18 protein-coding genes and 1 pseudogene are annotated in these 22,466 nt (G+C 57.1%); 3 read left to right on the top strand and 16 right to left on the bottom strand.

Annotated features, from left to right (window positions below; translation table 11 throughout):
* Positions 1-3 precede the first annotated feature (3 nt).
* The 5 genes from tatE to pagP form a co-directional block, all read right to left on the bottom strand.
* Positions 4-207 carry a twin-arginine translocase subunit TatE gene (tatE, locus tag F3I15_RS09005; protein WP_039383119.1) on the bottom strand — a complete coding sequence of 68 codons (204 nt, stop codon included), beginning with the start codon at positions 205-207 and terminating at the stop codon, positions 4-6.
* A gap of 99 nt (positions 208-306) precedes the next feature.
* Positions 307-1,101 carry a deaminated glutathione amidase gene (locus F3I15_RS09010; RefSeq protein WP_150017553.1) on the bottom strand — a complete coding sequence of 265 codons (795 nt, stop codon included), beginning with the start codon at positions 1,099-1,101 and terminating at the stop codon, positions 307-309.
* A gap of 24 nt (positions 1,102-1,125) precedes the next feature.
* On the bottom strand, positions 1,126-1,551 hold the full coding sequence (locus tag F3I15_RS09015; protein ID WP_150017555.1) for a GNAT family N-acetyltransferase: 426 nt from the start codon (positions 1,549-1,551) through the stop codon (positions 1,126-1,128).
* A gap of 347 nt (positions 1,552-1,898) precedes the next feature.
* The gene (gene cspE, locus F3I15_RS09020; protein WP_010615627.1) at positions 1,899-2,108 is read right to left on the bottom strand and encodes a transcription antiterminator/RNA stability regulator CspE; all 210 of its coding nucleotides are present in this window, start codon (positions 2,106-2,108) and stop codon (positions 1,899-1,901) included.
* A 150-nt stretch (positions 2,109-2,258) separates the two neighbouring features.
* The gene (gene pagP / locus F3I15_RS09025) at positions 2,259-2,807 is read right to left on the bottom strand and encodes a lipid IV(A) palmitoyltransferase PagP (protein WP_083429514.1); all 549 of its coding nucleotides are present in this window, start codon (positions 2,805-2,807) and stop codon (positions 2,259-2,261) included.
* A gap of 966 nt (positions 2,808-3,773) precedes the next feature.
* Between pagP and F3I15_RS09035 the strand changes: the two genes are divergently transcribed.
* Complete coding sequence (locus tag F3I15_RS09035; protein ID WP_039383108.1) at positions 3,774-4,019, top strand: hypothetical protein; 246 nt, start codon at positions 3,774-3,776, stop codon at positions 4,017-4,019.
* A gap of 39 nt (positions 4,020-4,058) precedes the next feature.
* Here the strand turns inward: F3I15_RS09035 and gntT are convergent, their stop codons facing one another.
* A complete protein-coding gene (gene gntT / locus F3I15_RS09040; protein ID WP_039383106.1) occupies positions 4,059-5,375 on the bottom strand; it encodes a gluconate transporter in 1,317 nt (438 codons plus the stop codon).
* Between the two features lie 275 nt (positions 5,376-5,650).
* Here gntT and F3I15_RS09045 point away from each other — a divergent pair, with 275 nt between their 5' ends.
* On the top strand, positions 5,651-6,796 hold the full coding sequence (locus F3I15_RS09045) for an iron-containing alcohol dehydrogenase (RefSeq protein WP_150017559.1): 1,146 nt from the start codon (positions 5,651-5,653) through the stop codon (positions 6,794-6,796).
* Between the two features lie 19 nt (positions 6,797-6,815).
* Here the strand turns inward: F3I15_RS09045 and F3I15_RS09050 are convergent, their stop codons facing one another.
* From F3I15_RS09050 to F3I15_RS09060, 3 genes are all read right to left on the bottom strand, one after another.
* Positions 6,816-7,640 carry a Cof-type HAD-IIB family hydrolase gene (locus F3I15_RS09050; protein WP_150017561.1) on the bottom strand — a complete coding sequence of 275 codons (825 nt, stop codon included), beginning with the start codon at positions 7,638-7,640 and terminating at the stop codon, positions 6,816-6,818.
* A gap of 103 nt (positions 7,641-7,743) precedes the next feature.
* On the bottom strand, positions 7,744-8,163 hold the full coding sequence (locus tag F3I15_RS09055) for an RcnB family protein (RefSeq protein ID WP_150017753.1): 420 nt from the start codon (positions 8,161-8,163) through the stop codon (positions 7,744-7,746).
* 588 nt (positions 8,164-8,751) lie between these two features.
* Positions 8,752-8,982, bottom strand: coding sequence for a DUF1272 domain-containing protein (locus tag F3I15_RS09060; RefSeq protein WP_104084652.1), 231 nt, complete (start codon positions 8,980-8,982; stop codon positions 8,752-8,754).
* A 281-nt stretch (positions 8,983-9,263) separates the two neighbouring features.
* Between F3I15_RS09060 and F3I15_RS09070 the strand changes: the two genes are divergently transcribed.
* Entirely contained in the window at positions 9,264-10,367 is a 1,104-nt protein-coding gene (locus F3I15_RS09070) for an AI-2E family transporter (protein ID WP_071668968.1), read from the top strand.
* 710 nt (positions 10,368-11,077) lie between these two features.
* Here the strand turns inward: F3I15_RS09070 and F3I15_RS09075 are convergent.
* The 7 genes and pseudogenes from F3I15_RS09075 to F3I15_RS09110 all read right to left on the bottom strand — a co-directional run bounded on the left by F3I15_RS09075 (position 11,078) and on the right by F3I15_RS09110 (position 22,463).
* The gene (locus F3I15_RS09075) at positions 11,078-11,368 is read right to left on the bottom strand and encodes a hypothetical protein (RefSeq protein ID WP_150017563.1); all 291 of its coding nucleotides are present in this window, start codon (positions 11,366-11,368) and stop codon (positions 11,078-11,080) included.
* Between the two features lie 80 nt (positions 11,369-11,448).
* Complete coding sequence (locus F3I15_RS09080) at positions 11,449-11,697, bottom strand: hypothetical protein (protein WP_150017565.1); 249 nt, start codon at positions 11,695-11,697, stop codon at positions 11,449-11,451.
* An 84-nt stretch (positions 11,698-11,781) separates the two neighbouring features.
* Entirely contained in the window at positions 11,782-12,804 is a 1,023-nt protein-coding gene (locus tag F3I15_RS09085; RefSeq protein WP_223810699.1) for a VENN motif pre-toxin domain-containing protein, read from the bottom strand.
* Positions 12,805-13,455: 651 nt separating this feature from the next.
* Positions 13,456-13,686 carry a hypothetical protein gene (locus tag F3I15_RS09095; RefSeq protein WP_150017569.1) on the bottom strand — a complete coding sequence of 77 codons (231 nt, stop codon included), beginning with the start codon at positions 13,684-13,686 and terminating at the stop codon, positions 13,456-13,458.
* Complete coding sequence (locus F3I15_RS18335; RefSeq protein ID WP_223810700.1) at positions 13,686-13,865, bottom strand: hypothetical protein; 180 nt, start codon at positions 13,863-13,865, stop codon at positions 13,686-13,688. Before F3I15_RS18335 ends, F3I15_RS09095 begins: the two co-directional genes overlap by 1 nt.
* Positions 13,866-13,889: 24 nt before the next feature.
* Positions 13,890-15,663 (bottom strand): annotated as a pseudogene (locus F3I15_RS09105) (VENN motif pre-toxin domain-containing protein); the annotation flags it as partial.
* Between the two features lie 26 nt (positions 15,664-15,689).
* Positions 15,690-22,463 carry a hemagglutinin repeat-containing protein gene (locus F3I15_RS09110; RefSeq protein ID WP_150017571.1) on the bottom strand — a complete coding sequence of 2,258 codons (6,774 nt, stop codon included), beginning with the start codon at positions 22,461-22,463 and terminating at the stop codon, positions 15,690-15,692.
* Between the last annotated feature and the right edge of the window lie 3 nt (positions 22,464-22,466).

A 22,466-nucleotide genomic window follows, 5' to 3' on the forward strand; every position in this document is an offset into this window, starting at 1 on the left:
CCTTTACTCTTTATGGCTGACGCGCTCTGCCGGGATCTCATCTGCACTGCTCTTTGCAACGGTGCTGTCGTCGTCTTTCATGGCTTTTTTAAAGCCCTTGATCGCCGATCCTAAATCACCGCCCAGCGAACGCAGCTTATTGGTACCAAATAACAGAACAATAAGTGCACCGATAATCAGCAGCTTGGCAATACTGATACCTTCCATACTCTACCTTCAGCTCTCACGTATAACGGACAGTCCTTATTAACGCGCACTCTGCGCTGGCGCTCAACACAATTCTGTAACAGAGTAAGATCGGACCGGTCACTCCTGACGCAGCTGCGGCGTGGCAAAGCGGCGATTCTCCAGCACCGGCAAAATGCGGCGTGCGTAAGCGAGTCGCTCCGCTTCCAGATCGGCGAAGATCAGTGTGGCAGATTCAGCGGCCTGTGCGATCGTCACCCCCAGCGGATCGATCGTCACGCTGTTGCCAATATTACGCGGCCCGCATTCACCAGTGGCAACCAGATAACAGGTGTTTTCCAGCGCCCGGGTCGCCGTCAGTAGCGCCCAGTGACGCTCTTTCTGCGGGCCTCTGACCCACGCAGCGGGCAGCACCAGTACCTCTGCTCCATCCAGCGCCAAGCGTCGCGCCAGCTCAGGAAAACGGATATCATAGCAGGTCATCAGCCCGACCTTCATGCCGGCGACCTCAATCAGCGGCGGGATAGTGCTGCCTGCCGTAACGCGCTGTGATTCCTGCATCGCAAAGGCGTCATAGAGATGCAGCTTGGCGTAGTGCGCAATGATCCTGCCGTTACGCAGGGCGATCAGCACATTCTGCGTTTTTCCTGCGGCAGCCGGTACGTGCACGCTCATAATCGTGGTGAGGCTGTTCTCTGCGCTTTCAGCCAGCAGCGCGCTGACAAACGGCCCATCAAGCGGCTGGGCCGCCTGCAGAATACGATCGGGACGCTCTCTGTCCTGCATCAGTACCGCTTCCGGCAGCACCAGCAGATCGGCTCCTCCTGCTCGCGCACGCTGCATCAAATTGCGACAGGTGACGATATTCTCCTGCCATTCGCTGCTGACGGCGAACTGCCCCATTGCCGCTCTCATTGTCTCTCCTCCGATACCGATGCGCTAACAGAGATCTTTTGTATGGTAGCGCGGTGACTCCACATAGCCTTCACGTGCGTAAAACTGGTTAGCTTTAAGCCGCGAAGCGTGACAGTGCACCTCCATACGATCGCAACCTCGCTGCCGCGCCAGCTGCTCAGCGTGGGACAGCAGCTGCTGGCCGCTGCCTTTACTGCGTTCACCTTCAGCAATGCAAAAATAGCTGATGCGGGCAAAATCACCTGCCAGCGCCAGCTGCGGAATAAAATGCAGCGACAAAAATCCCAGTACCTGCGTCCCGTGTTCAGCCACCAGCAGGATCTCATCCTGATGAGTACAAAGCTGCGCCAGCCGCGCTTCAATAAAGTGCCCGGTGCCGCTATAGCCAAGCTCAGCCAGCAGCGCGCTCAGGGCGAAACAGTCATCAGGACGCGCCTCACGTATATGCATAGTGCTTCTCCTTGTATCGGGCTGATGTTTATATAGCCTGTGAACGGGAAAAGCTGCAAGCGGCAGTGGTTAAAACTCTGGTTTGTGAAGCATTGAGCGCACTCTGCGGCGTCATATTTCTGTCATCTGAGCTTAAGGCTGACTTAATCTTGCTTTGGCATGCTGAGGGAAATCACATCTGAGGCGAGTAGAATGAAAAACTGGATCCCACGTTCTTCGGAAGAGATGCTGGCACTGGCTTTTACTGCGGTAGTAGTATCCGCCTGGCTGATCATCTGGTGGCAGAACTGAAAAAAGAATAAAAAAAACCCGCCTGATGGCGGGTTTTTAAAATTCTGACTGTTAACTTACAGAGCGGTAACGTTAGCAGCAGATGGGCCTTTAGCGCCGTCGGTGATTTCAAACTCTACACGCTGACCTTCAGCCAGAGTTTTGAAGCCGTTGCTCTGGATAGCAGAGAAGTGTACGAATACATCTTTGCTGCCATCTTCTGGAGTAATGAAACCGAATCCTTTGGACTCATTAAACCACTTAACGTTACCTTTGATCTTGGACATCTATATTACCTTTACATGAAAAATGGACACTAAACTGTGTCGTCATCTAGTACAGCAATTGCAGTGGCATTTGTCCAGTCCGAATTGATGAAAAAGTGATAAATATCGGATTTTTGTCTTTGCATCACACTTTTGCACTTATCTGCTCGCTTAAAACTGGAATCTGAGCCAGGCAAAATAGACGTTACCGTTGTTATAAGTACCGGGAATGTAAGTCATTTGAAACGTGGCGGGTCCATAGCCTACGGATGCCAGCGGCAGCACCAGCGGCACCGGAATATATTTCCAGTTATCGCGCGCGGTGAAGCCAGCCGTATAGCCAGCCCCCAGATGAAAACGCTGATCCTGCAGCGGACGCCACGTCGCTTCCCAGCCATAGCCGGCAATCGGTTCCCACTTGTTGAAGGAGTCTTTAAACGCCATCACGTAGAGCCCGTTCCAGTTCCCCTTATCATCCCAGCGCGAGATGCCGCCCCCTGCCCCCCACGGCCGTTCGTTATATTTTCTGATGTGCGCATCATCATACGTCCAACGGTTGTGCCAGGTGATGGCAGGTACATAAAGATCGTAATGCTGCGGCGCAGACCATGTCTGGGCCACATTGTCGCTGAAACTATTCCATCCCGCCTTAAGCGCGGCGCCTGCCGTAGCGGCTGAGGCAGAAAATGAGACCAGTAAGGTCAACACGCAGCCCGACATGGCTGCTGAAACGTGTCGATTCACGGATAAAACCCTGTTATTGCAAAATTTAATAGCATGCAGAACCTCTGTAGCCTGCTCTGCAAAAGTGATTGCTGCATTTTTGCGTCTGAAATTGCCAAAAGTAGCGGTAATCCTTTTCAGATATAGCCTGAAATAACGCGCATGCAAGGGGCCTATTGTACCTGCGAGAGCCGTTACGAATAAAACCGGAGTTAAACGAATCAGAAAAAGTGCTTTTGTGACATAAAGTGCAGTTTTGAAAATCAGCCAAAAGAAAAAAAATGTTATTTATCATAAAATAACGTAAATTTTACCTGTTACCATACAGGTAAACAGAATTAATCATTTGAAGCCAGGGTCTGATTGCGATATTTCTTATTTTCCGGGGGGAACAGGGAGAGAAACGGTGACGATTTGTTGCAGCCAGTGCGGCAGTAAAAAATTTTTTTATACGTGCCAGCGGAGTGAAGCTTCAGAGCCGGCAGCCCATCACGGCGCACGCTGTGCCGTATGCAGAAAGCCGCTAAACAGTTCGGATGTTAAACCGCCTGAAATAGCCGTCAGATAGGCTATTGTACGCTATGCGCGATAACAATTTCAGGCACCCGCAGGTGCCTGAACACGTCAGAAAATCAGCTTGAATACACCCGTAATAGTCAGCAGCCCGACAATAAAGACAATCGCAATAATCCACAGAAATATTTTCATTATTCGCTCCTTCAGTTTGAAAATTTATGCATCCGCCGATGAGTATAGCTGAATATCCTGAACGCGCCGCACGCTGCCGGTACGCGTTTCGCTTCACCGTCCAGATAAATAAGCCCGTGCTATTTCTGCGAGCAGGGTCGCAGCTCAGCCATTAACTGGCCCTGCAGGCGCTCTTTGCAGATTTCGACGCGCTAAACTTAAAGCGCCTGTGACGGGCCTCAATGGTTATCTCTGTTAGCGAAACGAGGAGAAATTATGAGTACGATTAATACTAGCATGGGACGTTATAGCCTGAAGGCGAAGGAGGTCGGCAGCCATATTAAAGGGAGTATCGCTATTAACGACGAAGGCGGTACGCAGCTGACCATGCAGGAGTTTGATGAACACTATCTGGATGATGTGGTAAACAATGTCATCTACCCGGTAACGGGAGGCAATCGTGAAATTACCCGCGCACTGCGCGAGCAGATGGTAAAAGCGGGGTTTGAGCAGCCACATTAAGGCTGTCGGGCCACAATTCTGTGGCCCGTTATAAGCTGATTACAGCGCAGCAGAAAGCAGCAGACAGCCTGCCAGACCGCATACGGAAATAATCGTCTCCAGCGCCGACCACGATCGGATCGTCTCACCGATGGTGAGATTAAAATACTCTTTAAACAGCCAGAAGCCGGGATCGTTAACGTGCGAGAAGATAACGCTGCCGGAGCCTACCGCTATCACCATCAGCTCAGGGCTGGCACCACTGGTCACGATCAGCGGTGCAACAATCCCGCCCGCCGTAATGGCGGCAACCGTGGCTGAACCCAGCGCAATACGCAGGATCGCCGCAATCGACCAGGCCATAAAAATAGGCGACAGATTGGTCGCATGCATCATGCCCGCAATATATTTATCCACGCCGCTGTCTACCAGCACCTGTTTAAAGGCTCCGCCACCGCCGATAATCAGCAGCATCATTGCAATGATCTTGATAGAGTCGGTGATGGTGCCCATCACCTCATCCATGCTGCGTCCGCGATTCAGACCGAAGGTAAAAATAGCGATAAGCACGGCGATCAGCGTTGCCATAATCGGGTCGCCAAAGAATTCAGCGTAAGGCAGCAGCACGTGTCCTTTCGGCAGCAGCATCTCAGCCACCGCACGCAATGCCATCAGGATCACTGGCACCAGCGCGGTCCAGACGCTGACGCCAAATCCTGGCATCTCTGCTTCTGTAAAGGTTTTTGGATTCCACAGCCCTTCCGGAATCGGCTTATCGATGCCTTTCAGAAAACGCGCATACACCGGGCCAGCCAGAATTACCGTAGGGATCCCCAGCAGCGTGCCGTAAAGCAGCGTTTTACCCATATCAGCGTTAAACAGCGTCGCGATCGCGGTCGGACCCGGATGCGGCGGCAGAAAGCCGTGCGTTACCGAGAGCGCGGCTGCCATGGGAACGCCGACGTAAAGCAGCGGCACGCGCGCTGAGGCAGCGATACTGAATACCAGCGGCAGCATCAGTACAAACCCCACCTCATAAAACAGCGCAAAGCCCACGGTAAAACCGGTCAGCACCAGCGCCCACTGGATATGCTTCTCACCAAATTTTGCAATCAGGGTAGTGGCGATACGCTGCGCGCCGCCGCAGTCAGCCAGCAGTTTGCCCAGCATGGCTCCAAAGCCCATGATCAGCGCCAGGCTGCCAAGTGTCCCGCCTACGCCGGTTTTGATTGAGCCGATCACTTTATTGACCGGCATGCCCTGCATCATGCCCACCGCCAGCGCCACCAGAATCAGTGCGATAAAGCCGTTAAGTTTGAAGCGAATCATCAGCAGCAGCAGTAGCGCTACACCGATGGCCACATAGAGTAATGGCATGGTTATTCTCCACTTTTTACGCGCGGCGTCAGTTGCCAGCGGGTTGCGTTGTACTACCGGACCGGCCAGATGCGGCCGGATGTTGCGAAATGCGTCATACTGTTACCGGTATCATGTTAAGGGCAATACCGGGCCGGTAACATCAGAGCGGCGGGCTGAATTTTGTTTTTGCGAAGGCGATCAACTTTTGCTCATTAAGCTGGCGGCGTTTATACCTGCGTCAGCAGCGCTTTTCGCTACACTGGCTGCCTGAAATCATTTGAAAGGATAGACAGGTGAGTGAGAACCTGATTGCACTTTACAGTAACCAGCGAACCCTGTGCGGACGCGGCAGCATTCGCACGCTGCCCGCGCTGCTGGCTGAGGAGCCGCAGCCTGCGCTGCTGTTTTGCGGCCGCTCATTTCTCAATAGCGAGACGTGGCAGCAGCTGAAGGGTGAGCTGCAACACGCTATCCAGGACTATGAAATAGTCAGTCATGAGGCTTCTCCGGAAGAGATTGACGTCTGGGTTGCGCGCTGGCGCGGACGGGTTAAGCGGGTAGTGGCGATTGGCGGCGGCAGCGTGCTGGATGCGGCAAAAGCGTTCTGCGCCATGATAGAGCATCCGCTGCCGACGGCGCGCTACCTGGAAAAAGTGGGGGATACGCCGGTGCAGGGCGACACGCTGCCGCTGATCGCCATCCCCACTACCGCCGGCACCGGCAGTGAAGTCACGCAAAACGCTGTGGTCACCGATCAGCAGCACATCAAAATAAAAGCGTCGCTGCGCCATCCGAACTTTGTTCCTTCCGTCGCGATTCTCGATCCCGACCTGCTGCGCGGCGCACCTGATAGCCTCCTCGCTACCTGCGCAATTGACGCCTTTACGCATCTGTTCGAAGCGTACCTGTCGAAGAAAGGCAACGTATTTACTCAGCAGATGGCGCTCAGCGGCCTGCGGCTATTTTTTCAGGCCTGGCCGTACCTGAACCGCGCTGACAGGCAGGGTGACGAGGCGCGCGAGGCAATGATGATGGCGTCCTGGCTGGGCGGCCTCTGCCTGAGCAGCGCCGGCCTGGGAGTGATCCATGGCATCGCAGGCGAGCTGGGAGCGATCAAAGCGATTCACCATGGTGAAGCCTGCGGCCGCCTGCTGTTTCCGTTTCTGGATCAGCTGGCAGAAAGCGACCACCCTGAACAGCAGCGCCTGATGAGCACCTTTGCGGCGCAGCTGATGCCCGGCGTCTCCGCGCCTGCCCCGCTGGCGCTAAAAGCCTGGCTGCAGCAGCACGCTATTGTCCCGTTCTGGCAGGAGGGGCCAGCGCTCTCTGCCACAGAGGTGGACTGGATTGTCGCACGCGCCAACAGTAAAAATAGCTGGGTAACCTATAACAGCGCGCAGATGACCGACATGCTTGTTCAGGCGTGGCGCGTTCTCTGATCCTGCCGGCGCGCTCTGCTCAGACGAACGGGCCCTCACCCGCCAGCATCTGCTCGATGACCTGCAGCACGCCAGCATGATTATTATCCGCGGTGACATAGCGCGCCGCGGCTTTCACCCGCGCCGGCGCGTTCTGCATCGCAAAGCTAAATCCCGACTGCGCCAGCATTTCCAGATCGTTGCCGCCATCGCCGAATGCCAGGACTTCGCTGCTCTCAATCCCCCAGCGCTGCTGCAGCAGACGCAGTCCGTTGGCCTTGTGGAGGCCAGGCACAATCAAATCCACTGAGCCGTGGCCGCTGGAGGTGGCCGCAGCCGATCCCTGGTGCAGCCGCTCAATGTCTGCCATTAAAACCGGCACATAGTCATCAGAGAGGTTCAGGGCAAATTTAAACAATCGATCGTCGGCAATCTCATCCAGCGTCTCAATGGGCCGCAGGCGATGACAATAATGCCGCATCTTCTGCAGCCACTGCGCGTCCGCACCGGCAAAGTAGTAGGCGCTGTTGCGACCACAGATAAGAAAGCGCAGGCCGGGATAGTTACCCTGCTGCAGCGTATCCAGCACGGCGTTCACCGCCTCACGGCTGAACGCGCCGCAGAAAAGCTCCTCTTCGCTATCGAGGATCCACGCACCGTTCTCCGCAACAAACGCGATCTCATGGGCTATTTCCGGAAAAAAGGATTTCAGCTGGTAATACTGATTGCCGCTGGCGACGACAAACCGGATACCGCGCTGTTTCATCTTTTGGTAGCAGGCCATGAACCGCGGACGGTCATACTGCTTACGGTCATCCAGAAAGGTGCCATCCATATCCACTGCTACCATTTTTACTGCGGCCATCATCACTCCTTAGCACATGTGTATTAGCGGTAGCTCACAGAATAGCCTGGCAAAGGGTGAAAGCAGAAGCATAGCGGGAGGCGTGGTTCCTCCCGGCAAGAGATTAATCTAAGGCGCCGTTGAGTAATATAGCGGTGATGATGCCGGTTGCAGCCGCTACCAGCACATAATTGCCGTCGATAAAGGCCCAGTGCTCACCGCGCGGCGGTGCGGTGAGGCCGCGATCGCGCCAGTTATCCACGCGGTATCCGGCACCGCGATAGGCGGGTGGCATCGGCTGGCCGCGCCGGAACTCATGCCCCTGCCAGGCAAAGCGGTCAGCGTGATGATGCCCTTCCGGCCCGCCCCGCTCGCCGTGACGCTCATTACCTGGCCCACGGCGATCGGCTTCCCGCCCGGATGCATGCTGGCTTTCATGTGTATTCCAGCGGGGACCGCCAGGACCTTCTGCCTGACTCAGCGCAGAAAACAGCGTGCTGCATGCAATAAGGGAAATAGCGATCTGCGTTTTAATTTTTTTCATCATGGTCTCCATCACAGCAGCAATAAGTGCGCTGCCGGCAGAGACTATTAACCAGTCACGCAGCGAATAATAGTTCTTTCATTCTTAAAAACTCCATTATTACAGTAAATTACACTGCCTTAGCGCTTTCTTAACGAAGATGTCTGGCCGGATACAAATAAGTACCGCAGAGAAAAAAACATAAAAAAACCCGACCGCAGGGATCGGGTAAATAAAAATGTTTCATTATTCAGAAACAGGGAAACCCTGCAAATCAGAGGGTAAAACTGAAGCACACAACGCCACATCACCAGCATTGCGCGCGCAGAATAACACTTCACCGCCAAAACAATAAATAAAATTAATCGGATTTAGGAATATTACTTAACGCTGCCGGGCAGATTAACACTGCTTATAAATAAGGTCAGTGCTCTGACCTCACGCCAGTGGCGGAATTAAAATCTCATAAAAAACATAAAATTAAAATAATTACCTTTTGGGGCTGGCAACAGGAAAATAACTGCCCTTTCTGATCTGTGGTTTCACTGCGGATAACATTATAAGCAGCTTAATTAATTATCTACTGGTCACTCATTGCGCGCGCCGGAATTACGGCTGCCGGATGTGCCGCAGCAGAGAAGCCGGATGCCGCACCAGCGCTGCGGCAGGTCGTATCGGGCGACGAACCAGTTCGCCGCTGCAGTTCGGACAGCGCTGCAGCAGAACATGCTCAGCGCAGGTTGCGCAGAATGTGCATTCAAATGAGCAGATACGTGCCTCCGCGCTTTCCGGCGGTAAATCGGCATCGCACCACTCACAGTTAGGTCGCAGTTCAAGCATAGGGTTCTCCGGTTTGGCGCAGGCTCAGGCTCAGGCTCAGGCTCAGGCTCAGGCGCAGGCTCAGGCTCAGGCTCAGGCTCAGGCTCAGGCTCAGGCTCAGGCTCAGGCTCAGGCTCAGGCTCAGGCTCAGGCTCAGGCTCAGGCTCAGGCTCAGGCTCAGGCTCAGGCTCAGGCTCAGGACAGATTTTTATCCGTTACTGCATTCAATCATGTGAAACAGATTACATTCTGCGCCAGCCGTTCTATAGTTCTTTCGCTACGGTTATTTGCGAGGCTATGGAATGCGTGTTAAAGGCTTAAATATCGGTTTCTTTATTCTTATCCTGGCGATTGTCACCATCGCCTTTTTTGATGTGCTGTCACCTTATTTTTCTGCCATTCTCTGGGCGGCTATCCTGGCGGTGATTTTTGCCCCGCTGAAGGTGCTGCTGCGGCGTAAAATGGGCGACCGTAACGGGCTTGCCTCTTTTGTTACGCTGATGATTATCTGTCTGATTGTATTTACGCCGCTGGCGATCATCACCTCATCGCTGGTGGTGGAGATCAATACCGTTTACGTCAAGCTGCAGAATAATTCAGCGCAGTTTCCGACAGTGTTTGCTGAGCTGCTGCAGCATCTGCCGGGCTGGGCGCAGCGCTATCTGGCCGACCACGATCTCAACAACTCTGCCCAGATTCAGCAAAAGCTCTCTGAGTTCGCGCTGAAAGGTGGCCAGTATATGGCGGGCAGCGTGCTGCTGATTGGTAAAGGCACGTTTACCTTTACCGTAAGCTTTGGCGTGATGCTCTATTTACTGTTCTTCCTCCTGAAAGATGGTGCCTGGCTGGTGGGGCTGATCCTCGAAGCGCTACCGCTCTCCACCTATGTGAAGCATCATCTGCTGATGAAGTTTGCTGCGGTGTCGCGCGCGACGGTGAAAGGGACCGTGGTGGTGGCGATTGTTCAGGGTGTTCTGGGCGGCTTTGCTTTCTGGATCACTGACATCGACGGCAGCCTGCTGTGGGGCGCGCTGATGGCGTTCCTGTCGCTTATCCCGGCGGTCGGATCCGCCATCGTCTGGGTGCCGGCAGCGATCTTTTTCTTTGCCACCGGCGCGCTGTGGAAAGGCCTCTTCCTGGTCGGTTTCTTTGTGGTGATTGTCGGCCTGGTAGATAACATTCTGCGCCCGCTGCTGGTAGGCAAAGACACCAAGATGCCGGACTATATGATCCTGATCGCCACGCTGGGTGGCATGGAAATCTACGGCATCAACGGCTTTGTGATTGGCCCGCTGATTGCCGCTCTGTTCATCGCCTGCTGGAACCTCCTCTCCGGTCGCGATAACCGCGACAACGCCGAAGAGATTGATGAAGAGTTTATTGAAGAGGGCAAAACGCGCGAGTAGCGCTATGCGCTGAGCTGACTAAAAACCGCCTGCGGGCGGTTTTTTTATGACGGCGGCTGCGAACAAAGTAAATCCTATAACCGATCCAGACTCTGGCCCGATTTCTGCTGGCGCAAACTGCCGGATAAGCCAGTACCAGGGCTGATACTCTTTCAGATGTTGAAGGCTATTCAGCCGCCGCATTCCCACTGCTTTCTCTGCCACACGCTTCAGCCCAGATGCATCAGCCAGAGATGCAACGATAGCCTTTTTCGGCCAGCGCGGCCGGGTCCGTCTCGCCCGCTATTTGCCCGCGAGACCTGCCGCGTAAGCCGTCACCGCCCCCACCACCGCGTGCACCATCAGGTTCGCCTGCACGTTCACCGAACCGTCCGCGTTCAGCGTCTGGTTATGAATAACCTCTGCCAGGTAGGGTGCCGCCGCGCCCGTTACCGCCCGCGCCAGGCTGCCCCCCGCCAGGCCCTGCACCGCCGCCGTCGCTGCCTGTATACCCTGCTGGAGGGCGCTGCCGGTGCCGAAAGGCGCCGCGGCGGCTTTATAGCTGTCCGTTGCGGCCAGCGCTTTGTTGTAGTCAGCCCACTCCGCCTTCGGCGCGCCTTCGCCCGGCTCTCTGATATCCTTTGAGGCCAGCTCCGCCTTACCGGCATTCGTGGCCCTTATCTGCCCCTCCGTGCGCGCGATGTCCGCCGCCTGGTTGCCGATTTCCCCTATCAGCTGCGCCGCCTGCAGCCGNCCTCCGTGCGCGCGATGTCCGCCGCCTGGTTGCCGATTTCCCCTATCAGCTGCGCCGCCTGCAGCCGGTTCTGCTCCCTCTCTTTATCGGATATCGGCGACAGCGTCTGGTCCGCGTGCGCGGCGTCGGTAGTTTTCAGACTCTGTTTGCCGTAACTAAAAGCAGATACCGCTGGTGCCGGAAAACCCGCTCTTTTCTCCTGCGCCAGATGCTGTTCGTTGTTGCGTTCAGTCGCCCCGGTAGGACTAAGATCGTGGTGCGACTGCAAAGCAATTGATTATCCAGCTGGCTGAAGGGGGATCGGCATGTTAAAAGAGATCCCAGCATCAAGGCCGGGATTTTCATAGGTCACTTAGAATTTGAAGACGAGGCAGGTTTCTCTTTCGACATGAGACATTGCCCTAAACCAATGATAACCCCGCATCCGATTGATATTTCAGCACCTTTAATTAAATCAGTTCTATAAAAATAAAAATCACCCACTAAAAAATAGGATGCCAGAGATATAAGCACTCGGCCACCGACAAGAATAATGAAAATACCCACTATCCATGAGGAAATTAATAATAATAAGAGCTTAAGCTTACTATTTTGCATTACTGTCTTTCTCCATTTTCTGCTGAATTTTTTCAGCCAAATTCTGTGCGGAATTTCCAAGATATTCAGAACCAGCAGATTCAGCTACTGCTCTGTTATTTTTGGTATAGTAGATTGAGGAATTATGGTTTGCAGCTTATCTACACCTTTACCTATAGTTGTACCACCAAGGGTTCCTAAACCTGCTCCGATCATAGGAGCTGCAGCATCTTTCCCCTGCAAGCTAGCTCCCACATACGCTCCGGTAATACTCGCTGCTTCTGTGAACAAAAAACCTTTGCCCTGTGTTAATGCACTGACACCAGTAGCAATGAGCGCATCAGTGGCACTGAATGGTCCCCCGCTGTTCAGCTGATTAAAAACATTCGCCGAACCACCGATTGCACCTGCACCAATAACATTTCCCGCCGTTGCTGCAGCAGGTAACAGAACAGGTGCCACAATCGTCGCTGCGCCTGCACCCCATGCCGTTAATAAGCCGGTTGCTGCATTCTGTCCAGCAGGCAAATCACCCTGCGCATTTTTACTCAGCGCAGCGTTAATCTCTTCTGCTTTAACTCCGCTGTTTGCCAGTGAGGTTCCTAACGTTGACGCTGACTGTCCATAATCAGTCATTCCTTTCGGCAGGCTGAACATATCATTGTTTTCAGATGTGTTTTTCCCGGCCTGTGCGCCAGACACGACCGAAGCCACGCTGTCTCCGGTGAGTCCTCCGGCCAGCCCGCCTGCCAGTGTGCTAAGAGCGGATATGGTCTGTTTCTGCGTTTCGTTCAGCCTGCTGTAGTCATCAGTGCCATAGAGCGTTTTCGCTATCACGGAAGTTGCAGCGGATGCGCTCGCTGCACCTGCTGCACCGGACAGGGCTGAGTTACCTGATGCCTGCGCAACCACTGCGCCCACAACAGCATGTGCCATCAGATTCGCTTCCGGATTGCCTTCCGTCAGCCTGTGTATCTGCTCTGCCAGATACGGTGCCGCCGCGCCCGTTACCGCCTGCGCCAGGCTGCCCCCCGCCAGGCCCTGCACCGCCGCCGTCGCCGCCTGAATGCCCTGCTGAAGAGCGCTGCCCGTGCCGAAAGGCGCCACGGATCGCTGCCAGATAGTCAATAGCCGACTGCGCCTCCGCAAAACCTTTGATATCGCTCACAATCGTTACAAAATCAACGCTCAGCGAAGCCGTTGCTTTCAGCGCTTCACGCCGCTCGTTGTACATTTTCACTGAGCAGGTTTCGGCGCTCATGCCGCCACAGTTGGCCTTCTTATAGCGCTCGTTTTCGGCCTCAACGTACTCACCGGCCTTCTGCTCAAGCGTCTTGCCTTCAGACTGCGCCTGAGCGATATCAGCGAGAAAATTATTCTCAACAACAACGCTTCCCGGTGTACAGTCTGGCGACGAAAACCTTTTTTCCCTGTGCTTTCCGTCAGTTAGAAGCAGTTTTTGCTGAAGCGTTTTCAGGACTCCAACTTTTTTCCCGACGCGCTTTTCCGGCCCGGAGCACGCTACCGCCCTATACTGGCATTACGCCTGCTCCCGTGCATTTCAACAGTGCTTTACGCGCTGTCATTACTGCTTGTACATCGCGGCGGGAGACGGGTCACAGCTTATCTGTGGCCTGGTGAACCGTCTGCCGGGCATGGGCTGGCGCGGCCCGCCGGAGCCGGAACGGCACCCTGTGATCCGGCTGGCGAATAAAGGGTGACTGGCTGATTTATAAAGTAAAAATCCGGCACTAAGGCCGTGATTCAATTATATCTATATTATCGCCTGGGCATTTTTGTAGCAAAATAAGGAATAAGATAAATGCCTACACCACCTACTAATCCTCCTGCCACACCAGATTTAAGACTAACCTTTAATATATCAATGAAAGGTATGTTAAAGCTTCTTATTTCAAGAAAATAGAATAAAGCTCGACTAATAAAAACCCCAACGGTGACGATTAATACGATAAACAATATAGTAGTAATTAACCTGAGAAGGTTACGCATTATTTCGCTCCTTCTTTTGAAGAACTAACAGCTTTAGGCCCGCCCTGACCAATACCTTCCGTTGAACCAGAGGAGATAATATTCCCTATCACAGCAGGGCGCGGATCTAAAGGAATTGGTTTACTCACCCCCATTCCCATATCAACCCACTCCCAGTTTTTCCAGTTAGGATTGTTCACTTTGTCAAGAGGTCCTTTAATTGCCTAGCCTAAACCATATCCTATGCCCGCAGAGCCACCACTTATAATTGCCCCAGATAAAGGATCATCACCTTTAATATAGTTTGAGGTTGCGCCCCCCGCTGCATTCCAGCCGACTATTCCTAACAGTCCGGTATTCGATGTGGCCGCACCAACCCAACTAGCTATCAGTGCATCGGTATAATTTACTTCACCATTTACCACATATTGAATAATAGTATTAGCGCCACCACCGATTACCGCTGTAATTTGTGCTCCTTTTGGCAGCACACCTAATCCGACTGTTCCGGCCAGTTCTGCGGAGACAATTGCATTACCCTTCGCTATATCACCAGCCAGTTTCGCTTTATCTTCTGTCGTCGCATCCGGTGTTTTACCCAGCCAGAACCCAAGATCAGAACCAGCCATTGCGCCCAGCGCATTATTCTCAACCGCATTTCTCCCCGCCTGCGCGCCCGCCACCGCGCCCGCCGTGCTGTCGCCCGCTACTCCGCCCGCGAGGCCCGCCGCCAGCGTTCCCAGCGCGCTGATGGTCTGGCGCTGCGTCTCCGTCAGGTCGCTGCGGTCAGTGCCNTTCTCAACCGCATTTCTCCCCGCCTGCGCGCCCGCCACCGCGCCCGCCGTGCTGTCGCCCGCTACTCCGCCCGCGAGGCCCGCCGCCAGCGTTCCCAGCGCGCTGATGGTCTGGCGCTGCGTCTCCGTCAGGTCGCTGCGGTCAGTGCCGGGATACATCTGCTGTGCGATGTACTCGCCCATCGCCGCGCCCGACGCCCCCGATAGCGCGCTGTTCCCCGCCGCGTAAGCCGTCACCGCCCCCACCACCGCGTGCGCCATCAGGTTCGCCTGCACGTTCACCGAACCGTCCGCGTTCAGCGTCTGGTTATGAATAACCTCTGCCAGATACGGTGCCGCCGCGCCCGTTACCGCCTGCGCCAGGCTGCCTCCCGCCAGGCCCTGTACCGCAGCCGTCGCCGCCTGAATGCCCTGCTGGAGGGCGCTGCCGGTGCCGAAAGGCGCCGCGGCGGTTTTATAAGCCTGCTCCGCTATCTCCCCGGCGGCGGGGGTCAGGTTGCCCTTGCCGGCCAGCGCTTCCTTCGCGGCCTGGAGCGCGGCCGGGTCCCTCTTCGCTCTCTCGCCCGCTATCTGCCCCTCCGTACGCGTGATGTCCGCCGCCTGGTTGCCTATCTCACCTATCAGCTGCGCCGCCTGCAGCCGGTTCTGCTCCCTCTCTTTATCGAATATCGGCGACAGCGTCTGGTTCGCGTGCGCGGCGTCGCGGCTCAGCCNCGCTGTGGTTCGCCCCCGTCAGCAGCCCGTTCGCCATGTTCCCCGCAAACTGGCCGCCGATGCTGCCCCCGGTGCTCACGCCCGCGCTCTGATGCTCCACCTTATAGTCCGCCCGGTTTTCGATGTCGCGCCAGCCCAGCGTGCCCGTCTCCAGACGGTTTTTATCCGCCGTCGCCGTCGAGCCGATAGCCGCGCCGTTCAGCTGCGTGTGTCCTCCAGCCGTCACGTCAAAGCCGCCTTTCCCCGCGAACAGGCCGGTCTGCTCCTCCACGCTCTGCCAGGTGCTGTGCATCTTATCCCGGCTCAGGTTCACGTTCGCCGAGCCGGTCATCGACCCGAAGGTGAAGCTGCCCCCGGCGCTGGCGCTCTGCTGCTTCGAGTCGTAGCGGTCGCTGTCCTGCTCGCTCGTCAGCGTCAGGTTGCGCGCCACGTCCGCCCTGATTTTTTCGCCGCTCACCTGCGCGCCCTGAAGCGTGGTGTCGCGCCCGCTTATCAGCGTCACCTCACGGCCCGCGCTCACCTGCGTTTCNACTCGAAGCAGCAGAGCGCCAGCGCCGGGGGCAGCTTCGAGTCGTAGCGGTCGCTGTCCTGCTCGCTCGTCAGCGTCAGGTTGCGCGCCACGTCCGCCCTGATTTTTTCGCCGCTCACCTGCGCGCCCTGAAGCGTGGTGTCGCGCCCGCTTATCAGCGTCACCTCACGGCCCGCGCTCACCTGCGTTTCCGTGTGGGTGACGCCGCTGGCCTGCTCGCTGCCTTTTGCCTTATTTGCGCTGGCGGAAACGCTGATGCCCCAGCCGCCCTGACCCGCGCCGATGCCCACGCCCGCCGTGCCGCCGTGGCTCTCGTTTTTACCCTCCAGCGACGAGGTGTTCGCGGCCGACAGCAGGTTCAGGTCCCGGTTCGCCGACAGCAGCAGGTCTCTGCCCGCCCGCAGCTGGCTGCCCTGCACCGTCAGGTCACCACCGTCGCCTTTCACGCCGCTGCCGCGCGCCACCACGCTCAGATTATCGCCCGCCGTCAGGCTGCTGCCCTGTGCGGTGCGCTGCTCGCTGCGCTGTGTGGAAGTGGAAGACTGGCTGCCGTAAGAGAGGCTGACGCCGATGGCGTTGTTGTTCTCCGGGCTGTCGCCCTGCGCCTCTGCCAGCCGGCCGGCCTGCATCGCCTGCACGCCGCTGAGCGCCGCTTTGGTCGCCTGCAGCGCCGCCAGCCGTCCGCTGTCGGCAGACTTCGCCTCCTGCACCGTCTGCGCCGCCGTGTTCAGCGCGCTGCCTGCCGTGCCGGAAAGCGCCAGCGTCAGACCCGAGGTTTTCTGCTCCACCCGGTGCGTCTGGCTGCTCTGGTTTTCCGCTGCGGTGATGCTCACCTCGCGACCGTCCAGCGTCAGATTTTTGCCCGCGATAAGATCGGAGCCGTTGATATCCAGCCGGTTGCCCGCCGTCAGGGACACGCTGCCGTTCACGCTGCCCACGGTGCTGCCCTGGCTGGTCGTCTCCTGCGCGGTGTCGGTGGTTTTCAGGCTCTGTTTGCTGTAACTGAAGCCGATACCGCCGGTGCCGGAAAACCCGCTCTTTTTCTCCTGCGCCAGATGCTGTTCGCTGTTGCGTTCAGTCGCTCCGGTAACGCTGAGATCGTGCCCCGCCTGCAGGGAGAGAGCGTCGGTACTCGCTATCTGGCTACCCTGTACGCGCAGATCGTTGCCCGCCGCCACGGAAATAGTGTCGCCATTCAGCGAACTCCCCTGCGCCGTCTGACGCGAAATCTGATCGCGTGTGATTGTCGTGCTCTTCGACAGCCAGCCGCTGCTGCCCGTCGTCTTTTGCCGCTCGTCCAGATCCTGGGTGTTCTCGCCGTTTGTCAGTGTGACGTCATGTCCGGCGGTCAGCGCCAGCGCAACATCTGCCGACAGGGTGGCCGCGCGGGCATGAAGATCGTTGCCTGCCAGCAGCGAGAGATCGCCCTTGCTGACGACTTCGCTGCCGATCTCCTGCGTATTGCCCTGCTTCAGGCTGTTATCGCTATCCCAGACAAGCGCGTCCCGGCTCGCCGTACTGACGGTATTGAGCGTCAGATCGCGTCCGGCCTTAATCACCGTCTGGCTATTTTCGCCGCTGTTAACCACCTGCGCCGCCGTGAGAGTGATATCACGTCCGGCCTGCAGTATCAGCCGGCCGTCGTCGCCCTGCACGTACATGCCTGCCACGCTATCCACCGTGGTCCGGTCGAACTGGTTCTCACCGTTCCGGCTGCTCACGCTGCGGGTTGTGCTGACGGTATTGATATCCCGTCCGGCGCTGACGAGCAGCGAGTCGGTTGCCTCGATCGCGCCGCCGATATTATTGATATCTGCGCGGGCGAGAAGATCGACACTGGCGCCTTTAATCGTTCCCGCCATGTTGGTGATATTACCGGCGCTCAGCTTCACCACTTCGCGCCCGGCCAGCGTACCGCTGTTAAACAGGCCACCACCCAGGTTCAGGTTGAGGTTGCGGCCCGCAATCAGCGCACCGCTGCCATCGACATCGCCTGGCTGAATGCGCGCATACACCTGCGGTACCAGCACCGTCTGGCTGGAGCCATCCGGCAGTCTGACCTGCGCGTTAACCAGCCAGACAATATCTTTTGTCAGCAGCGCCATCTGCTCAGGCGTCAGCGCCACGCCTGGCGTCAGGTGATAGCGCTGACTAAAGGCGATAGCGTTGTTCATCAGCGCCTTGTACTGATCTTCGTCGTTGCTGAAGCCGCCCAGGTAGCGCTGCCCTGTCAGGTTCATAACCTGTTCCCGGATCAGCCGCTGCTCGTAATAGCCGTCACCCAGACGCTTCAGTACGTTATCGCTGTTCTGCGTCAGGGCGTCCTGCATATAGTCGCTGCTCAGCCACTGCTTCTCCTGCGTAAAGCGTGGATCGGTCTCTACCAGATATTTACCGCCGGGAGAGGGATTGGTTCTGAACAGGCTGTTGTCCGGCAGGCGCGTATCGGGCCCGACGATGCGGATCACGCTCGCGTTCTCCCCCTGGCTGCCGGGCACATCAAAATGCTGGCCGGGTTTAAGCAGAGCGGCAATGTCAGGCATGCTGCCTGTGATATGGGCATTCACGCCGCCCGCGCGGCCCGTCGTGGCGTCGGTACCCTCTGTGCTCTGCGGGGCGAGCGAAAGGGGGTTGCCGCTCAGTTCACCGTGATCGACCAGCTCTCCTGGCTTCAGGGCAATCGTCTCAATCACGTCCGGCGGCGTGTAATCCGATGTGCTGTCGCCCTGCTCGTCGCCACCTTTATGACGGATGCGCTTGTAGTGAGTCACCTTACCGACGTCAGTCGTGATTCGCTGGCCCGCCACCTCGACGTTATTGAGATCGCGCGCGTTTATCGTCAGCGTATTGCCCGAGATAATCTGACTCTTATCGTTCAGCACGCGGTCAGCGTTTAGCGTCAAATCACCGCCCGCGATAATCTTCGCCGGATCGCTTTCGGCGATCTGCGTCTCCTGCACCGTACGCGTGTAGTCATACTGGTAGAAGTTATCGTTATTGCTGCCGGTGTTGCCTGGCGTGTTGAGATTAAGCAGTGAGTCGGCTGAGTTGCGGTCAACAAAGACGCCTGGCTCGCCGGCTTTCCAGCGGACGGTATCGCCCGAGTGCTGATACCCGATAATCGCCTCCGAAGAGACGGTTACCAGCCCGGTGCTGAAACGATCGTTGACGTTATTGATTTCACCGGCAGCCATCTGCATGTTGCCCGCTGACTCGATGGTGGAGCTGTGATTATTGAGGGTAGCCGCTCTGCCGGTTGCCAGGCCGTCAGCATTCAGCTCGCCGCCCAGCGCCATATCGCCGGCACTGTAGATCAGGCCGTGGTCACGATTGTTCAGCGTCTGCACGCCGATATCCACCCGCTCACGTCCCGCCAGCGTGGCGGCAGTGCCGTTTTCCGCCAGGTTGTTGAAAATATCAGCCTGCACGCCAACGCTGTCGCCATAGATCCGGCCACTGCCGATATTGGTCAGCACCGACGCCTTCAGCAGCGTCTGTTTACCGTCGATCAGCCCATAGTTGGTCAGCTGTCCGCTCAGCGTCAGCCAGTTCTGTCCGGCATTAATCTCGCCGGTGGCAGCGTTCAGCAGGTGGGTGGCGCGCAGATCGAGCTTGCCGCCCGCCAGCAGTTTACCGCTGTTATCAACGTCGCCTGCGGTTGTGAAGTTGAAATTGCCGTTGGCAATCATCTCGCCGCGGTTGTTCAGGCTCTGCTGGCTGACCAGCGTGATGTCACCCAGGGAGAGAATCTGTCCGTCACCCTCCAGGCGATCGGCACGGATCGTCAGCGATCGGCCCGCTTTGAGAACGCCCTCCCGATTTTCCAGCGTCAGACTATTGCTCTGAGGCTGCGCCACTCTGAAGCTGCGCAGGCGACTCTCCGGCATCAGGTCATTGCTCTGCAGCAGCAGATCTTCTCCGGCCGAAATCGCACCCTGCCGGTTATCGACCGAGCCACGGCTGTTGATGATCAGTTGCCGATCGGCCAGTAACATGCCACGCTGATTGAACACATCGTCGCTGTTAATCCGCAGGCTGGCCGCTTCAATACCCTGCTGATCACCCTGAGTATCCTGATTGTTCAGCTGCAATGCGTTCAGCACGGCGTTCGCGCCGCTGCGAATCAGGCCGCCCGCATTGTCTACCGTGCTCTGCGCACTCACCAGCAGATCGCCAATGCTCTGGATCTCTCCGCCACGGTTATCCAGATGAGTCATTTCCAGCGAAGCCGCCTGCTCGCTGACGATGCGCCCGCCGCTGCGGTTATCCACTCCGCCACTCTGCAGCGTAAGATCGCCTTTCGCGCCCACGGTTCCGGCCTGATTGTCGATCGCGCCGCTGTGCAGATGAAGATCGCTAAGGCTGTAGAGGGTGCCGCTCTGGTTATCGATCGCCTGGCCGTGGCTGTCGATAAGCACGCTACCGCCCTGCAGCAGACCTGCCCGGTTATTGAACGTGGAGTGCGTGTCGAGGCTGAGCTGCTCCTGTGCCACCAGCGCGCCAGCGGCATTATTCAGGCCGTCAGCCGCCAGTTGCAACGCTTTTCCGCTCAGCGTCAGACCCTGCGTATTGTTTATCTGTCCGGCGCGGATAAGCATGTCGCCCTGGCTGATCACACCACCTTTTTCGCCGCTGTTCTGATTAAGCAGCGTCTCTGCGCCGATATCAAGCTGCGCACCGCTCTGGATAAGGCCGCCGTCCCGGTTATCGAGCGTATCGCCGCGCAGCGTCAGCGCCTGCTGCGCCACCAGCTGACCGTCACGGTTATCCAGTAAGCGGGCATCCACATGCCCGGTGTCGCTACTGACTATCCTGCCCTGAGCATTCTGCAGCACATCCGCCGTGACGCGCAGCGTCTTACCCGCCCTCACAACGCCCTGCTGATTAGCCAGCTGCGCGCCTCGCAGGCTGAGATCGCCTTCACTCGCGATCAAGCCCTGCCGGTTCGCCAGGCTGTCCGCGTTGATATCAATCTGCCGGGCCGAGGTGGTGCCGCTATCAAGATCGACATCGCCACCGCGCAGGGTGAGCTGACCATTTGAGCGCAGCGATCCCTTACTGCCGCGCAGATTACCGGTGGTGATCGACAGTGTGCCGCGGCCTGTATGGGTGATGTCACCCGACTGGTTATCGATCGCAGCCGCATTGAGCGTCAGGTTGTCACTGTTAGTCGCGATACGGCCGCCCTGATTATTCAGGCTGCCCGCGAAACTGAGCGTGAGATCGTCACGCCCGGTTTGCAGGATCTGACCCTGCTGGCTGGAGAGATCGCGCGCCTGCAGGTTGAGCTTGCTGGCTATCAGCGTGGCGCCATCGTTGTTCAGCATTTTTCCGGTGCGCGCGGTGAGCTGCTGCTGCGCGGTCAGGGTGCCGCTGCGCGTCACGATATCGCCCTCGCGGGCGTCGAGCGTCAGGTTTTTACCCTCGGTACGGCTGCCGCTGAGGTCAATAGTCTGCCCGCGTGCGCTCAGGCTGCCGCCGGCCAGGTTTTTCCCCTGCGCGCGAAGCTGGCCCGTTGTCGTCAGGGTCAGATTGCCCGATTCACCGGGTCTGCCGTCATCCTGCACACCTGCCGCGAGAACGCCTGAAGCCGTGCTGTTGAGGCTGCCAGCCTGCAGCGTAACGTCATTGCGTGCCACAACAGAGCCGCGGTTCTGCACATCTGCCGCACTGGTTACCGACGCTTTTCCGCCAGAAAAGATCGTACCGCTGTTGCTGATCCCTTGCCGCGCGGCGAGCTGCAGATCGCTACGGCTCTGAATAGCGCCGCTGTTCTCAATGCGGCCATCAGCGGTGATGACCACCGAACCCGCCTGCGCGCCAATATTGCCCGCATTGCGAACGCCGACGCCCCTCTCCGTGCCGACCAGACGGATTTTTCCGGCATACATGCCGCCCAGGCTGGAGACATCAAGCGCCATCCGGGGTTCTGTAGCGCGCTCGTCGCTCTGCTTCGTGACCTGCTGGTGTGCGGCATCCACCTTGTTTCGTCCGGTGGTGACGCGAAGATCCCTGGCCCAGACGCTGGCATTGACCTTCACCGAGCGGGCAATAATGTCGGTATAGTCCTGGCGTGAGCTGTCCATCCCCGCCCCTTCGACCACCACTTCACCGCGTTCAACGTTAAAGCCGGTCAGGTTGCCATTGTTGAGCTGCGCCTGTCCGGTGGTCAGGGTGCCGCGACTGGCATTGATAAATCCGCAGCCGTTGCAGGTGATCCCGGACGGATTGGCGATAACGACCTGGGCTTTCTGACCCGCGACTTCAATAAAGCCGTTGAGGCGGCTGGGATTGCGCGAGTTAACCTCATTCAGGATCACTTTGGCTTCGCCCCGGGCCAGCCAGGGATTGCCGCTTACCATCCCGCCGAGTCCGGTCTGAACATTTTTGTGGGAGTTGTTGAGGATCGCTCCCCGCTTTCCGACATCAAACTGACTATACGTATTGCGGGAAACACCGCCTGCGGAGGGCGTCTGGATATTGATCTGCGGCGTACCGCTGGCGCTGTTTACTATCGTGGGCCGCTGGCCGCCAGGCGCCTGTGCATCTGCCACAATGGCGGCGCTGGCAGGCTGTATCACGCCCATCGCCAGCCAGAGACTAAAACATAATGCGCCGACTCTGCCAGTGAGGCTGCTAAGCGTGTGGCTGAGACCTGAAGCGCGTGCGCTGCCGGCCCGGCCTGATTTAGCAATATCCGGCACCACCATCAGCATGCCGCGGACTGTGTTAAAAATGACGCGGTAGCGATTTTTGTTCATCTA

Source organism: Pantoea sp. M_9 (assembly GCF_008631385.1).
Taxonomy (GTDB): domain Bacteria; phylum Pseudomonadota; class Gammaproteobacteria; order Enterobacterales; family Enterobacteriaceae; genus Pantoea; species Pantoea eucrina.